Consider the following 18,621-nt stretch of genomic DNA (forward strand, 5'->3'; position numbering starts at 1 on the left):
CATTTTAGAAATTTTATATAGAAGTTTTGCTAGCATATTGTTATCTTTATTGAAGAGTAGTATATTAAACTTCTATGCTGTGACAAGCTAAGAAGTTCACACTTTAAATAGGTATCTTTGAGGCTGCTAAATCACGAATCCATTTGTTGGCCTTTTAATGTACCTTATAGAAGAGTTGATAAAAAGATCTATAAAAGGACGTCCAAGGTGCGTACTAGGGTCATCTATGAAGGTAGTTTTTTACCAACTCTTGAAATTTAGCTAACTTTAATAGACTTTGGCATAAAAACGTTGAATATTTCTTCACAATTGTGTATAATTATTAATGCTTTTTAGGTACTCGCGCTATGGCTCTTTCGAAGTTTCTCGATCCAAAATTAGACTTAACATTTAAAAAAATATTCGGTACTGAAAAAAATAAGAATATCCTTATTCACTTTTTGAATGATATCTTAGGCTTTACTGGAGTCAATGCTATTCAAGATGTTGAGTTCCTCAGCACCATTATGGACCCTGAAATTGCCTCTGATAAGCAGAGTATTGTTGATGTTCTGTGCAGAGATTCCACTGGGGCCAGATACGTGATTGAGATGCAACTCGCTCGTGATAAAGGCTTTGAAAAACGTGCTCAATTATATGCTGCTAAGGCTTACTCAAGGCAGGCTGATAAAGGTGGTAAGTACATTGATTTAAAGAAGGTTTTCTTTATTGCTATTTCCAATTGTAATTTATTTCCTGATAAGCCTGATTATATATCTAGCCATACCATAAGAGATGAAAAAACTAACGAGCATGACTTAAAAGATTTTCAATTTATTTTCATTGAGTTACCAAAGTTTCCTAAGAGTAGAGAAGAACAGCTAGAAAATGTAGTAGATCGTTGGCTATTTTTCTTCAAATATGCAGAAGAAACAACTGATGAAGATTTAAGGAAAATAGCAGAAAAGTCACCGATAATAAAGCTAGCATATGATGAATTAGACAAGTTTCATTGGAATGAGAAAGATCTCGTAGCTTATGAAGAAAGGGTCATGGATTTACAGAAAGAAGCTGCTATCTTGGAACAAAAACTCGATGATGCTAAACATGAAGGTAGACAAGAAGGTATCCAAATCGGCCATCAAAAAGGTAAAATTGAAGGTAAAATTGAAGTTGCAAAAAATTTACTTAAAGCTGGCATCTCTATTGACGTTGTATCACAAACTACGGGCCTTTCTTTAGATGAGATTAAGAAATTAATTTAACCTTATTCCTAGTCAAATGGCCTTGAACTGAAGCATTACTTAAATAACTTTGAGGCTCTAAACTCATTTGCTTTGCATCATCAACTTCTAATCTACCATCTCTGTTGTGTAATATCTGCTCTATTGATTGATTTAGCAGACCCTTATTAAATTGAGCTATAAACTTGTCAAATTTCTTCGGATTTAATTTACCAGCTTCTTCATCAGGACATGCTTTCTCTACATACGATTTTAAAATCCCTGAAATTTCATTGAATTTACCACCCATGATTTTTCCAGTAATCTCTTTGTGCATTCCCACAAAATCAATATTCAATCGATGCATTGATACACCACTTTTTAATCCAGCTTGCTCTACTACTTTCTCAAATTCCTTTGTAATATTTAATGCATAGCCCTGTGCTTCTAGTGGGGATATAGACTGACCTACTGTAGAAATATACTTTTGACCTGTAACTTTTCTAATTAATAAATCAAGTAACATTATTGTACCATTTACATCGATTGGTGGACTAATTTGTGAGATTGAACTTTGAGTGAATGTTTTCTCAGGTAAAGCAGCTCTAGAACCTAATAACCCACTCACAGAGCTTCTTATCCAACCAAATACATTTATCCATGAAGATGGTCTTGTGCCACTACTTGCTGCTATCTCAGGTTGATTTATAGCAAGTGGTTTTCTTGAAATATGATGACGAGCATGATCTCCATGGTGATGACGACGTCTGCGTTGCACAGGTTTTTCTCTTTCTTCCTTGAGTTTTTCTTTTAAATATTCCACAATATCATTGTGTCCTTCGCTTCTAGCAATATCTAGCGGTGTTCCATCAGCATTACATTTAGCATTAATGTTGGCCCCCTTAACTATAAGGTACTCTACTACATCCAAATGACCACTCCAAGAAGCCCAGTGCAGTGGTGTATGACCTTGTGTATCAGTATCATTAACGTTAGCTCCCTTGCTTATCAGATCTATAGCCTTATTAAGATCACCACCTTTTGCTGCGATCAACAATTTTTTATCTAAGTCTAATTGCGTTTGCTTCAAATATTCTACAACATCACTAAGTTTTTGATAGGCAGCAATATCTAGCGGTGTTTTACCAGCCTTGCACTTAGCATTAATGTTGGCTCCCTTACTTATAAGGTATTTTACTACATCTAAATAACCAACAGCAAGGTGCAGAGGAGTATCATCATTGTTATCTTTAACATTAACATTAGCTCCCTTGCTTATCAGATCTATAACTTTATTAAGATTACCACCTTTTGCTGCGATTAACAATTCTTTATTCAAATCTAATTGTGCTTGTTCTAGATATTTTACAACATTATTATGTTTTTGATCGATAGCAACATTTAACGGTGTTTTACTACCCTTGTCTTTGGCATTAATATTAGCCCTTTTATCTACAAGATACTTTGTTATATTTAGATACCCACCCCAAGAAGCCCAATGTAGTGGTGTCCAGTAACCATTATCTATTATATTAACATCGACTTTCTCTTCATCTATAAAATATTTTACTATATCTAATTTACCGTTGGAAGCAGCACAGTGCAGGGGAACTCTGCCACTATTATCTCTGATTTCTAAAATATTTTTCTCACCTATAGAACATTTAATTATATCTAAATGATTACCTAAAGAAGCATTACATGGAAGAGTGCTACCATTATTGTATTTAAATATTGAATCAGCGTATTCTTTTATCAAAAACTTTGCAACCTCTAAACGTCCTCTCCATGCAGCATAGTGCAGTGGTGTGTAACCTTGTTTATCAGTATCATTAATACTTACTCCCTTGCTAAGAAAAAACTCTATGATATCTTTACTATTATTCTCAGCAGCAACATGTATAGACTTTTTACCATAAGGGCCTTTATCTGCAGCATTAATATCAGCGCCTTTCTTTACCAAAAACTCTGCAACTTCTAAATGACCTTTGTATGCAGCCCAATGTAGTGGTGTCCAACTGTACTTATCTCTAGTATTAACATTAGCATTTCGACTAATAAGACTCTTCACTTTATTGAGATCGCCATTTTGTACTGCAGTCAGCAATTCTTTATCTAAATCTGACTGTACTTGTTCTATTATTTGTATTATATCTGTATAACCTTCTTGCACAGCCAAATCCAAAGGTGTTTTACCATCCTTGTCTTTAGCGTTAATATTAGCACCTTTATTGAGAAGAAGTTTGACTGTACTTGGTTTATTTCCTTGTATAGCTAAATGTAAAGGTGTTGAACCGTTATTATTTACATCATTAATGCCACTAGCATTTCTATCTAAAAGAAATTCAACTATTTCAAGCTTACTATCATACTGAGCAGCCACATGTAAAGGTGTATTACCATACACATCTTTAGCTTTAATATTAGCGTTCTTATCAAGAAGAAACTTAACTATGTCGAACTTGTTGCTAAAAACAGCAAAGTGTAAAAGTGTCCAATCATTACTACCTTTAGTATTCAATCCAGCACCTTGATTTGCAAGGCCTTCAACTTTATTGAGATCTCCATCTTGCACTGCAGTCAATAATTCTTTATCCAAATCTAACTGTGCTTTTTTCAAAAATTCTATTACATTTACGCGATTCTTTTGAGCAGCTAAGTCTAAAGGTGTTCTACCGTCGGCAGTTAAAGCATTAATATTAGCACCTCTCTCAACAAGATACTTAACTACATCTAATGAACCCAATTGAACAGCCCAATGAAGAGGCATCCAACTTTCATTATCTTTGGCATTAATATCAGCACCGTTATTTATGAGAAGTTTAACTATATTTAAATTATCCTTTTGAATTGCCCAGAACACAGAGACCCAACCCAGCCTACTTTGAGCATTAACATTAGCACCTCGTCTGATATTGTCTCTAACTTTACCAAGATCTTCTTTTTCTACAGCAATCAATAATTCTCTATCCAGATTTAATTGTGTTTGTTTTAAAATTTCCACTATATCTGTGTAACCCTTTTGCTCAACCAACTCTAAAGGTGTTTTATTGTCTTTATTTTTAGCCTTTAAACTAGCTCCCTTTTCGATAAGATATTTTGCTACGTTAAAGTGACCATTATTACAAGCATTATGTAGAGGAGTATTATCATTATTATCTTTAGCTTCTAAATTAGCACCTTGAGCAATAAGATCTTTTACTTTATCAAGATTACCATCCCTTGCATTAATTAATAACCCTTGATCCAACTCCGCCTTCTTCAAAATTTCTATCATATCTCCTTTAGTAGCTAAGTCTAAAGGTGTTTTATTATTCTCATCTTTAGCATTGACACTAGCGCCTCTATCAAGAAGAAGTTTTACTACGTTCAACCTTCCTGCTTCAACAGCAAGATGTAGAGGTTTTCTATTATGGTCGTCTTGAGACTCTATGTCAGCACCTTCATCAAGAAGAAATTGAGCTATATCCAGATTACCCTCTTGAGCAGCAAAATGTAAAGGCGTTCCCTGATACGTTATCTCATTATTAAATTTTGCACCGTTACTAACAAGAAGCTTGACCACACCCCATTTACCTGACTGAGCAGCATAAAGTATCGGTGTCCAATCACGCCCGTCTTGAACTTCGATACTTGCACCTCTGTCAAGAAGGAATTGAACCATATCCAAATTATTTCCTGATGCAGCAAAGTGTAAAAGTGTTTTACCTTCCTTATCTTGAGCATCAATATTAGCACCTCTATCAAGGAGTAGTTTTACTATACTACATTTACCTGACTGAGTAGCAAGAAATATTGGTGTGTAACCAAACTCGTCTTGAATTTCGGTATTAGCACCTCTGTCAAGAAGAAGTTTGGCCTTATCCCATTCACCAGCTCCAGAAGCAAGATGCAAAGATGTCCTACCAAGTTTACCTTGAGCATTTATGTCTCCACTGTTTGGAGCCTCTAAAGGTATAGAATTCTTTTGTGAATTAATAATAGAACTCACATTATTTAATTCATCAATACTATCTGAATTACGTATTTTATCTATTTCGTTACTTAATAATATTTCTTTGTCAGCAAATTTTATAGATAATGTTTCCATTTTAAGTTCTTTATAAAAATCTTTAAAATGTATAATACACAACTCACTTGCTTCTATATCAGCATTAAAGGCATTGGTAACTATCAGATCATATTTATCATGAAGATAGGTATACTGCCCTGCTTTTTTAGATATGATTAGTTTATTCTTTTCTTCCACGTCTTGAGGTGTTACTACAATAATTTTCTCATCAGAAATAAAGAACGAAGACTTTAAACCTAAACTATCATCTATTTCCATCGGTGCATTATCAAGAATAATTTGTAATTTTTTATACCACTTATTTACAAGGGCATCTTTTAGCCTAACTGTTACTACATCTTGCTGCAAGCCGGTAGCTGATATAGATAACTTAATTAATAAATCACTTTTGTCTTTAATAACTGTTGGTATCGGTTTTATACTCAAATCCCTATCTACTTGTTGCACCAACTGATGTAAATCTAATGTACTTCTTAAACTTTTCTTTCCATTGACATCATCATTAATCACTACTTCTTGAATAGGGAAGTTTTCAATATCAAGTGTTTCATAACCTGAAGTAATTGCACATACATCGTTTCCGCTTAGAACAATATTTCTTCTCCCACTTGCATTGAGTTCACTACATACATCTCTCCTCATAGAATCCGCAGCATTGCTTCTCCCTCTATTATTTAAATAAATATCTAAATCTAACTTATTTTTTGACTGATTTAAAAAGGTGTGCCTTTCAACATCTTCAACTATAGCAGATATTCTACTTGCTATTTGCTGACTATTTTCTTCAGTCAATATTGACTGATAGTCTACTACAGTTTGATTATAACCATTTAATTCTTGTATGCTACGTCTCTTGCGAGTAGATCCACAATCTTCAATTTTCCACTTAAATTGATCATTATTTCTATTTGAAGGCCAAGTGAACACATACCGCCTATCCCTGTCACAATTGTTTAAGTGGTACATACAATCATTATTAGGTGAGTACAAGTACCTTCCATACTCAACATTTTTTAGATACACATTACCACCATCAAGCTCAACTTTCCACTTGCCATTGTTTCCTAGCTTTGAAGGCCAGGTAAATACATACCGCCTATCCCTGTCACAATTGTTTAAGTGGTACATACAATCATCATTAGGTGAATACAAGTACCTTCCATACTCAACATTCTTTAGATACACATTATCGCCATTGAGCTCAACCTTCCACTTAAATTGATCACCATTTCCATTTGAAGGCCAAGTGAACACATACCGCCTATCCCTGTCACAATTGTTTAAGTGGTACATACAATCATTATTAGGTGAGTACAAGTACCTTCCATACTCAACATTTTTAATACATACTTCTGATGAAAATACTGCATTTCTCACTGATTCTGGTAATTTATTTTTTAGCCTTTCAAGATCAGATTTCTCTTCTGAATTGACCCTAGGCATTTTCATGGTCTCTCTAATAGAGTAAGCTAATTTGAACATTGCACCATCATTCTTTGGTATTTTGTCAAACGCAGCTATATAACCTGGAATAAACTGACCAATATAATGGTGACTGCGTATAAACCTTAATATTCCTTCTATACCTACACCCGCGTATGTGTCATTTACAGCTTCCTTAATTGCTTCATTAAACAACCTTTCATCGAAATTATAAACCTTATCTATGAGTTCAATAGTCGAAGCACTACGACTATGCAGTATACCCTCCTTTAGCACCTTTTTGGCTGCACTTTTTATTGAATCTCTTAAACTACTTATACAAGACTCTACCAATCTTTTTGCATTAGATGGAATATTTGCTTGGTTAACAACTTCCTTCTTTAAAAATCCAACCTGTTTTATCATTTTAGATGCGTCATTACTTTTAGTCTTGATCCTGTTACAAAGAAGTTCAATTACACCTGAGTCATTATTGTAAGCAGCTAAGTACAGAGGTGTTCTACCATCGTTGTTTTTAGCCTCGATATCAGCACCTCTATCAAGAAGAAGATTAATTATATTTTGCTTGGCTTCTTCAACAGCCAAATGCAGGGGTGTCTGACCCTCCTTACTTCTAATTTCAATGTTAGCACCTTTATCTACAAGAAAACTAACCATATCAAAGTTGCTGTAATGAACAGCATAGTGTAAAAGTGCCCAATTATCATTGTTACAACTAGTTAAGGCATTAATGTCACCTTTCTTCTCTAAAAATGATTTAAATATACTTTCGCTTAATTTCACATTACCGTTATAAACAGCATGATTCAAAGTCGTCCAGTTCTTTGAACACTGGTTTTTATACTCAACATCAGCTTTACTTTTTCTAGCAGTTTTATCAAGAAGAGTTTTAACTTCATCCCATTTACCTTCATAAATTGCTGTGCTTACCAAAGGTTTCAATACTCCCAATCCTGAAGTGATCATCCACTTATTGCACTGATCTATTATGTTTGAATCATAGCCATTCAGCAAAAGGTTGTTTTCTAACTTTTCAAGCAATGTTAAAATCTGATTACTACTTGGCGTTTTATTTTTTAATTCCTCAATTTGTTCTAAACTACAGGAACTTTCTGTAAAGCTAACCCGGTCTTGCAGTGAAGGAAAACCAAGACATTGATGTACTGGATCTCTATTTTCTCTTTCAAAATCGTCAACTGATATTAAACATTTAAAGTCATTTTCTACTTTAGGGGTATATTTACTTCTATTTTGATAATTTTCTGAAGCTTTATCAATTAAAGCTTGTATTTTTCTTACCTCAGGCAAACTAAACCTATCTAACTTACGGATTGTTATTGGTTCTAAACCCAGATCGAATTCCAATGTGGAAATTCTATAAGATTCAGAATTATTCCAATTGTTTATGTTGATCGTATGATTAGACTTCTTATCACGAAATATCAGATCTGTACCACTACTAGAAACTTCAACCTGATCCGGAGTAATATTTTTTAGTACCATTACTCCTATTCGTTCCTCATCTTGTCCTACAGAAGTAGAGATATTTTTTTCTAATTTTTGATTGTGCTGAATGATACTAGTAGAATCACTAAAGTCTTCAATATATTCTTTTACAATTCTTTCATAATCACCTCTAAGTTTATCCTTATACTCCACTACATTATCAACATTTTCTAATAAGCCAGAAGATAGGAAAAGGTCATTATTATTCCATAAAGAATAAGAAATATTTTCCCATTTACTTCGATCAGTATAGAATCCTTCTATTCTAATGATAAAAGGATTTTCACTTTCTCTTATTAATAAGAGATCATCCTTATCTTTATATTTCTCAATATCTTCAAGACGGGAATCTATCACTACATGATCATCTTCAAAATCTTTAGGCAATAAAAACATATTCTGAATTTGTGTAGCCTGTAAAAAAGGAACTAATTTATCCTTTCCCGAAGAAAAGGGAGAACAAGACATTGATTGTATATTGGGGATAAAAGTTTCTCCTTTTTTGTTCATAATTATAAGATGCCTATAATTAGGATCTTGAAAGTAGTTTTTCACTCGAATGTTACTATTATTGTATTTTAAATACAGATCACATTGCTGGATTGAAAAATCTTTCTCAACTGCCGACATAAATAGTGTATCTAGTTTTTTATCACTTGAGTTATTATCAATTTTTACTTCTCTACTATTTATATCATTGCTAATAAAATACACATCACTTCCTCCTCCTCCCCTAGCAAACATAGTTCCTTGATCGAAGTTAATTATATCATCTCCTGAAGAACCAAAAACCATGTGTGAAACTACACTATTATTTTGACTTTGTGTTTTACCTCTAACAACGCTCAAGACTTTATAACCCTTATGATTATTTAGAATTTTCTTGTAATGATTTTCTACAGCTCTAAAACCCTTTAGAGAATGTTCTGAATGTAATTCAAATGAGGTGATTTTTATAGTTGATGAATCTGATCTTTCAATCTTAGGAACAATATTACTACCATTTTTATCTATTAGTACAAAGTAAGGCTTATTACTGCTTCGCTCAACGTAATTTTTTATATCGAGAGTAAATTGATTATTTTGACCAAAATTTATTTTCAAAGATAAAGTATTACTGTTTTTAGAGTAAGTTATTTGATCACAATCACTTAATAAATCAAATTCAGGAAAACTTACAGTTCCTGTTCCATCTACGTCAATTTCTGAATATAACCCCCTACCCTTATAGTCTGCAGTTTTTACGTAAAAAGTATAATTGCTTTTTCTACCTTTGACTCTAGTATACGGCGAAATAATTACTTTTTTGCAACTTTCAACTACATCTTTCTCATTGTTGTTAGAGCCACCACCACTATCTATGATAACGTCACGATCATCGGTTCCTGTAAAGTGTTCAGAATAACCCATGCACAAGATCTTATCTACCTTGTCCTTCCTTCCAACATAATGGTAATTAAAGAGGTTATTACTAACATAATCATCAATCAACAAACGACTATTTATTTTTACCTTTAATCTTCCATATGCACTAGGCTTAAAACGATAGTCAACATTTACTCCTATAACTTTCTCTTTTGTTAACTGGCTTAAATCAAGTATATTAGTAGAGTTGCTTCCACCAATAATTTTACCTGAAAAGCTAGGGTTATTTACAAGAACAAATCTGTTTGCTACATTATTGCCACCAGTTATTCCTGCTGTACCTGAGTAAATTAGAAAATTATTGTTCCACACATTACTTCCAGCAATGGTACCTCTGTCCACATTTTGTAAATCGTAAACAATCGTCTTGTCTTTCTGTTTCATCTTTACTCTACCACCGTGGTCAATAATCATTGCATTTTCACAGTAGTATACAGCCGACTTAACTGAGCTTTTAATACCTTTTTCATAATCTTGATTAGTAATCTGTGGTAAACAAATCCTGTCAGCACCTTTGATATAATCAGGTACAACACGTGAAAGATTTTTTGTATTGGCATTTGTTCTATTCATCATAATCGTTGCATAATCTGGACGAAGAGTATTACCGTTTATTTTTCCAAGACCAATACTATAAGCAACAACATTACTAGGGTCATTATTTAAAGCTTTCCAAACTCCTTTAGCTAGACTATTAACCATTTCCTTTCTTGCTGCAAGATGTTGTACATCTTGTGGTACAGGTTGAAAAACAAATGTATGCCAAAAAATACGCCAATTTTCATCATGGGTTGTATCATACTTTTTCTCGTACTCCACGATATTGCTAACACCACTATAAACTCCGGAAGCTACCATCAATGCAACTCCAACTGCAATGCCGATTCCAGGCATACCAAGTGCTGTAAGAGCAACACCAGACACAAACGATATAGTGGAAAAAGATATAGTTGCTATATTATCTCTTATTTCTTTCTCTCCACATGGATTATCACTATTCTCTCTTTTTTTACAATCAACAAGATTGTTTACTGACATGCCTATATCAACAATATCAAAGACACCAGTTACAGCTCCTGCTGTACCTCTTGCTATTGTACTTCCAAATTTTACTCCCACAACTCGAATAGCAAATTTTGTCTGTTTACCTAAAGTACCTGGTATAATTTTTCCCACAACCTTTTCAGCTGATGCTACAACTTTTGGAGTAATTTTAACCATTACATTTTCAATCGGTTGAGATGCAAAAGACCATCCTATTCCGCCTAGATTTAATCCACAATCTGTAGCTGTCCCTTCCTTGCAAGATACGATAGCACCATGGATCCCTCTTATTAATTGTATCCCACCAGCAGCATTCATTAACCTGCCTTTTAATTTTGAGCCTTTTGTTGCACTGCTAGCTTGCTGTGAGATATCTCCATGCAAATTCTTAACACGTTCATTCTGAACATAGCGTTCATACCCTTGATCTCCAACAACCTTATCAAGTAAATACTTACGATCACCTTCAATACTTTTATCTCCAACAAACTCTACTAGTTGAGCGTTTTTTGCTTCATCTTGACTATTTTTAACATAAGTTAGGAACTTTTCACTATCAATTATAGTTTTGTCTACATTATTTTCATCTACCTTTCCTTTACTAAACTTTTCTACATCACTCTTTGAAAATAAACAAGGATTGACACTTCTTTTGCTTCTACCACCAGACCTTACACAACTGTTTAGGTTGAATTTCTTCCTATTTGCTTGTGTTTCAGCAAGTATAGCTTCATCTAAGTTAGCTATACGTTGTGGATCTATACTTAATCTATCTGAAATATTTTCTCTTTGTTCTTGAAAATATGCTTCATTTCGATTAAATAGTAACAGATCTCTAACCCAATCGGAATCATAGCCATTTGCTATCATTTGGTTTAGGGAGTGAGCATTTTCTAATGCCCATAAGCCGCAATTGTGACCATCTGTTTGTTGAGCAATAGAAACGTCATTAACGGTAATTCGAGCACGTTCTAGAACTTGACGAATATTACCTGGAATATCATTACCCAACGAGTCTACATAGTATCCATTATATTGCCCATTTTGATGGGAAATGACTAACGTAACCCAGTGATTATTATCTAAATTAACAATTAAAGTTAATGGCCGTTTTTCACCTCTTGTTGCTACGCTATTCTGAAACTGTTGTAATTGATTAGCTATATGCTTCGGTGATCCCACTACTTCAAACAATGTGTTAGCCCCATCAGTACCATAGCCATATTCTATTCTTGCAATATCAGCTATATCGTGTTGTTGAAGCCAGTAATGATAATCCTTTTCTGCTGTTGCAGACTCTAATGTACTTAGGTTCTCTTCTTGTATACCCATATCTTTGAGTCTCTGGGTTACTTCTTGTATTCCTTCTAAATGTTTTCTCTTAGCTATGTCAATAGAACTATGAACTACTAGAGCAGGAACAAACTTATCACTCGTTAATATTAAAGAATTTTTATCCTTAGCCTTCACATTAACAACTACACCCATGAAAAACATTTTATCACTATCTGTAATTGCTTTCAGTGCCGCACCTTTAGCATATCTAATGTTTTGTTCTTTTGTTAATTTATCAACTTCCTGTTTTAGCTGATCTTGATTTAAGTTTTTACCTATAAGCTTAAATTCCAGTGCTATAGGAGTGTATTCTTTAGCACCCTGAGGTGAAGGACCAATACCTTGAATTACCATATCGACACGACCACCTGCTCCTACTTGAAATTCAGGTATAATTACAGTCTTCGCAGAAGTCTCCTGTAGCTTTAAATCACTGTAACTACTAAATAAACCATTAAGAATGGCTTGTAATCTTGCTTCATTAGTAATCAAATCTTTGATAGGGTAAATCGTATCTGCTACTTCAGTAAGCAACACTTTATAGGCTTGCAATGAAACCTCACCGTCGGAAGCATGTTGAGAAGTGATTGCTTGATCAAATTTTGCCTTTAATTCATCAGAATTAGGTATCTCAATAAACTTGCCATCTGTAAATTGTTGATCATTACCACTTGATTCATATTTACTTATCTGTTCTATTTCAAAAAGGTCTTCAAAAGATAACCCTGTTTCATATTTTTTGAGACTCATTTTAATTTCTATAACATTGCCTACTCTTCCTATTTCAGGTATGTTCAGCACTGGAATTTTTTTATCAGCATAGAATTCTTTTGTATTGGACTCTCGTATATGAAAAATGAATGCTGTGTTTTCTTGCCCTTCATTACCTTGAACAAATATTAATGTCATAACCGGGCTTTTGGACAAAGTGTACTCCGTTCCTCCAGACCAATCCAGAGGGTACTCACCATATGAGTATATATATTTTTTAATGTTACTTTGATCCTGACCAATCTTGTTGATTAAAATTGATTGACCTAATATGTCTCGACTGAAATAGTAATGATCTTTTGTTTCTTTATTTGCTGGAAAAGTATGGTATTCACTTGATAACAAATCCGTTATTTCTTGCTTAAAATCTTCCTCAGAAATTTGTTGATTATCCCACTCGCCAACTAGTTCGATAAATTCCTCCATCAAAGGAGCTGGTGGTTGTTTAATAGGTTGTACTTCGGTTTTAAACGGTTCCGCGTCATCTAAATTTAACCCAACAGCAATGGCATTATCTGCATTGGTTGAAATCCTCATCTTATTTGGTCTAAAACCTTTTATATAATCTTTAGCTTGCTCAAGTGCATCACTTGGATCAACTTGTCCTTCAGTTCCAGCCTTGAGTTCAATAAGAATTGGAACTGAATCAATAGCACGATTAGGCCCACGAACAAGCAAAACAATATCAGCGTAACCTCCACCAGCAAATTGTTCCAAATAGAGTTTGGTATTATCACGATATCGAAAATTATCGAATATTCCTGCTACAAAGCCATGTTGAGCAGCTTCGCGAGCTTTAATACCATAAACATTACCCTGTAAATCTAAATTGGTATGAACTTCTTTTATGTAAGTTAGAATTTTTTCAAGATTATCCTGAACTTGATCTATTTCTGCATCTGGGTTAGCAAGCTTTTCAATATAACTTTCCAGATAGACAGATTTATCTAACTTTTTTGTCACTTCTTGAAACTTTACTGTAGGCTCGATGGGTTGATCTACAATCTTCTTTTTACTTTCTACCTTAATGTTTATTTTTTCATCTTCTCCATCACTCTTTAAGGTATATCCCTTTGCTGACGTGATTCTTGATAACTCCTTTCTAACATCATCACTAAGATCTTTACCTGACTTATCTAAAAACTGCTTGATTTCATCAAAAAATTTATTTTTAAATGCATTATTACCTTTTAATTCATCAGGACCAATTTGTATCGTTTGAGTATTTCCATATACATCCTTAGCTTTACACTTCAATACGTTATTCCTCAAGTATAAATATAACTTCTTCGATTTAACATCTTTATCTGACTTCGATCTGCTTTTTACTAACTCATACTTATCTTTTAAAATTTTTATTACATCAATTTGAAGCTTATGCGCATCTGATTTAGTATAATCTCTACCCATCACATTCTTCCACTCACCTGTGGTGAATTCGAAATTCTTAGTATTTGTTTGTTTAGAATGTTGAGCTTCTATATCTTCAGTGAAAATAAAAACATGTATTTTGGATTCTGTTTCTGCTACAACTTTTAAAGTTCTCGCCCCCTCAAAACGAAAGTGCAATTTCTTTATGCCTAACTTGTCATTAAGTTTAGTATCTAATACACTGGAAAAAGAACCTAAAAATCGATGAGGAAAAAAGCCAGGCTTTTCACTAGAATGTAAATAAGATTGTATTTGATCAACCAACGACTGATATCTTGCTTCAAAAGATTTATCCAGTGAATCAGAAGTTGAAGAATCTACTTTCCCAAAAAGTAACTCCATTAGCTCGAAATCTTGTGGTTTTTCTTGCTGTTGATCGTTATTAACCATAACTAGCCCCCGATTTTAACCCTTTACAAATTTTATCCTCACTAAGCTCTTTGCATGCTTTCGTTTAAGTCTAAGTAACTGAATTTTTAAAAAGAGAAACTCTACACTTCGCCTCTAACACCACTTACCTTCTGCTGTATAGTTTCTACATCTAATGATGAACTTGGCAACTGATCACCACCTCCACCAACTAGTTGCTTATTTCTAACCTTGGCAAATACCTCATACCTTGACTTATCTTTATCCATAATATATTGTATTTGCTCTTGACTAAGTGAATTGATAATTTCTGACAATATCTCAATAGCCATATTCCTTTCAATTAAACAACCAACTCTATATCTGGACGGTGAGTACTGTCCACTTAACTCATGCAAAAAGTGTTGTCTATGAGACTCAAAGCCAGGACAATTCCACATAGAGGTGAGCATGTCACTGCCAGATTTAACACAATTATCATCTGGTGCAGAAACAAGCGAGTTTAATGCTGAAAACATTGATGTACTGTAAGCTTCAGGAGATAAATCTTCTGGCTTTAAATGTTCAAATAGCTTTCTAGCATTTTCGAAAGAATGGTTTCTTCTTAATATACTTAAAGTATAATAACACCCATGTTGTTTAAAATCCCTTTTCAATAACTCATGATACTTATCTTCATGAAGGTAACGTAGACAGAAATCAACCATACCAACATCGTCAGTGGAAAAACGCCCTTTATTATATGCTACCTCCATCAATAAATCTTCTTTCCTTTTTGGGGATACAGAACCAATTGACTGTAACTTATTCCAGAAGAATTCCAAAGCTTCAACATGCTTTTCCAGCATTGCACATTTAAAAGCGTAAACGTATGGATGCTCATTATTTAATTCTAACTGATGTTCTTGGTTATTCATAGCATGTGACCAATAGATCATTAAAGCCCCTTTATCACATCCCTTAACTAAACTCTCTACTGGTTTACCACCTAATGTTAATTTAAATTCTTCAAAAATAGCTCTTATCTCGTCCTCAAAACAACACCAGCAGGCTATTTTGTAGCGATCAAAGGGTCTAATAAGACTTCTTTGCCCATCCAAAGTTTTCAAGGCTAACAATTTTTCCCCGAAAGTATACCTATTGAGTCTAATTTGTCCTGAAGCATCTTCTATCTTCCAACAAGTTTCATCTTCTAAAACTTTCTTAAAAAGGGGTGGTATTATTGTTCTACCCCATTTATTCAGCAATATCTGATATGCAATACACCATCTTTTAATCTCTAACTCTTTAAGCCCTTTATGAGGATCATCTTCTTTAATAGACGTTAGTAATATCTTTTGTACATCTTCGTAATCCATACTTACCCCTTAACAAGATTTAATATATTTTAGGAATATTGCTCTACCTTTAAAACTCTGTCAATTACTATTTTAGAAAAATTTTCTAACCTAAAGTGGTTTTCAGTAAAAGGCTCTTAATAGTCTTAATATACGATCTTTTGTTCATTTTTTAATTCTGTTTTTTATAAGTCTACCTTAGTGATTATTCTAAAATAAACTAGTATTAATTTAGCAAAATATATTATTAAGATCTCAAGTAAAATAACCACTTCCAGCGTTCAAAATCAAAGTCGGTGAGAAGTGTTTTTCTTGGGATGGCATGGTCTACCGCGCAAGATCATTGACATCTTCTTATTTGCTTTTCCCTATTCCACTAATATTCTGTTGTTGAAGCGATATATCATCCAAGGGAGTAAAAGGAACTCTTCTAACTTTTTCATATAGTATACTAAATACCTCACGCCGATTATCTTTGATAAGATTGTTTAAATATTCTGTTTTATTTCCTGCCTTATCAAAACAAAGATCATGTAACTTCTCAAAAATGTGACAAACATTAATCCCTACTCCATATAATATCTTATTTGATAAATTTTTCGGCGTAAAAAGTTTTTCCTCGGTGAGGAAGTGATTTAAATAATTTTCTTTAAAACATGATGTGTGAAAATTTCTTAAAATAGAAGAGGCATTATTTCCTGCCATGGATAATACATTTGATAGATAATCCGGCCTAAAACCTTCCTTATAAAAATCATCTAAAAGCTGTGTTACGTTTCCCGTCTCATCAAAACAAACATCATGAAAATTTTTTAAAGCAGAACAAATATTAGCTTTTGCTCCGTGTAATATCCCAGATAAATTACTTGCTGTAAAACCCCCTTCTTTATTTAAAAAATGGTATAAATACTTTTTTGTCTCTCCTATAAAACAAAAATTATGAAATTTTTTTAAACTATCAGCTGATCCACTCAGTATACTACATAAATCACATGGCCTAAAACCTCCCTTATATAAATCATCTAAAAGCTTTGTTTTTTCCCTTTTCTCATTAAAACAAACACTATGCAACTTTTTTAAATTAGAAGAAGTATGAACCCCTGATCCACATAACATACAGGATAAGTTGCTTGGCTTAAAACCTTCCCTATAGAAATCATCTAAAAGTTCTGTTCTTTCCCCTTTTTCATTAAAACACAGATCATGCAATTTTTTAAAAGCACCCTTAGCATTAACTCCTGCTCTACTTAACATACCAGATAAGTTATGTAACGTAAAACCTTCTTTCCCATCTTTGTTCTTAATAAAGTGCTCTAAATATTGAGTTTTATTTCCTTCTGCATCAAACCAAAGGTCATATAATTCTTTAAAAGCTTTTGCAGCATTAGCTCCCGCTCCACCTAAAATACTCGATATATTAGATAGATTTATTCCTTCTTTTTCTAGAGTTTTTAAATATCGTGTCTTTTTTCCGTTCTGATCAAACCAAAGATCATATAATTCTTTAAAAGCTTTTGCAGCATTAGCTCCTGCTTTACCTAAAATACTTGATACATTAGATAGATTTACTCTTTCTTTTTCTAGAGTTTTTAAATATTGAGTTTTATTTCCTTCTGCATCAAACCAAAGGTCATATAATTCTTTAAAAGCTTTTGTAGCATTAGCTCCTACTCCACTTAAGATACTAGACATACGAACTAGATCTACTCCACTTTCTTCTAGTTTTATTAAGTATCGTGTTTTTTTTCCTTCTGTATCAAACCAAAGATCGTATAATTCTTTAAAAGCTTTTGCAGCATTAGCTCCTGCTTTACCTAAAATACTTGATACATTAGATAGATTTACTCTTTCTTTTTCTAGAGTTTTTAAATATTGAGTTTTATTTCCTTCTGCATCAAACCAAAGGTCATATAATTCTTTAAAAGCTTTTGTAGCATTAGCTCCTACTCCACTTAAGATACTAGACATACGAACTAGATCTACTCCACTTTCTTCTAGTTTTATTAAGTATCGTGTTTTTTTTCCTTCTGTATCAAACCAAAGATCGTATAATTCTTTAAAAGCTCTAGGAGCATTAGCTCCTGCTCCATGCAAAATACTAGACATACGAACTAGATCTACTCCACTTTCTTCTAGTTTTATTAAGTATCGTGTTTTTTTTCCTTCTGTATCAAACCAAAGATCGTATAATTCTTTAAAAGCTTTTACAGCATTAGCTCCTGCCTTACTTAAAATACTGGAGACACTAGATAGATTTATTCGTTTTTCTTCTAGAGTTTTTAAGTATTGAGTTTTATTTCCTTCTACATCAAACCAAAGGTCATATAATTCTTTAAAAGCTTTTGCAGCATTAGCTCGTGCTCTATGTAAAATACTGGACATATTAGCTGGGTTTATTCCATTTCTTTTCAGAATTTCTAGTCTTTTTTCTCTAATTAAACAATCTAAGAACTGATCAAATTCAGGTATTCCATCTCTACCAATCACACTTTTAGCAAATTTAGTTTCCTCATTGTGCAGCCTCTTCGATACTACGTCAACACAACGCCTCCGTTTTCCAGAGCTAGAACCAGCTTCAGGACTTTCCTTGGCTGAACTCCTTGAACCACTACTTTGTTCTGATGGGGTAGTTCTAGCATCTCGTAATCGTTTCGAACGCTCTTTGCCTAACATAAAAAACACTCCT

4 protein-coding genes are annotated in these 18,621 nt (G+C 33.5%); 1 reads left to right on the top strand and 3 read right to left on the bottom strand.

Annotated elements, in window-relative coordinates:
• Positions 1-347: 347 nt before the first annotated feature.
• Entirely contained in the window at positions 348-1,244 is an 897-nt protein-coding gene (locus OPR50_RS01690) for an Rpn family recombination-promoting nuclease/putative transposase (protein WP_264376226.1), read from the top strand.
• Here the strand turns inward: OPR50_RS01690 and OPR50_RS01695 are convergent.
• From OPR50_RS01695 to OPR50_RS01705, 3 genes are all read right to left on the bottom strand, one after another.
• Positions 1,228-14,619 carry an ankyrin repeat domain-containing protein gene (locus tag OPR50_RS01695; protein ID WP_265024178.1) on the bottom strand — a complete coding sequence of 4,464 codons (13,392 nt, stop codon included), beginning with the start codon at positions 14,617-14,619 and terminating at the stop codon, positions 1,228-1,230. The genes OPR50_RS01690 and OPR50_RS01695 overlap by 17 nt on opposite strands.
• Positions 14,620-14,720: 101 nt before the next feature.
• Positions 14,721-15,956, bottom strand: a complete 1,236-nt coding sequence (locus tag OPR50_RS01700; RefSeq protein ID WP_265024179.1) for a hypothetical protein — start codon at positions 15,954-15,956, stop codon at positions 14,721-14,723.
• Positions 15,957-16,289: 333 nt separating this feature from the next.
• Positions 16,290-18,608, bottom strand: a complete 2,319-nt coding sequence (locus OPR50_RS01705) for a hypothetical protein (RefSeq protein WP_264376851.1) — start codon at positions 18,606-18,608, stop codon at positions 16,290-16,292.
• Positions 18,609-18,621 lie beyond the last annotated feature (13 nt).

Origin of the sequence: Wolbachia endosymbiont (group A) of Epagoge grotiana, assembly GCF_947251775.1 — a bacterium.
In the GTDB taxonomy this organism is placed as follows: Bacteria; Pseudomonadota; Alphaproteobacteria; order Rickettsiales; family Anaplasmataceae; genus Wolbachia; species Wolbachia pipientis.

What these genes read in the sequence shown, in the direction of transcription:
- OPR50_RS01690 (WP_264376226.1), top strand. Translation starts at nt 348, where the DNA reads ATGGCTCTTTCGAAGTTTCTCGATCCAAAATTAGACTTAACATTTAAA.
- OPR50_RS01695 (WP_265024178.1), bottom strand. Translation starts at nt 14,619, where the DNA reads ATGGTTAATAACGATCAACAGCAAGAAAAACCACAAGATTTCGAGCTA.
- OPR50_RS01700 (WP_265024179.1), bottom strand. Translation starts at nt 15,956, where the DNA reads ATGGATTACGAAGATGTACAAAAGATATTACTAACGTCTATTAAAGAA.
- OPR50_RS01705 (WP_264376851.1), bottom strand. Translation starts at nt 18,608, where the DNA reads ATGTTAGGCAAAGAGCGTTCGAAACGATTACGAGATGCTAGAACTACC.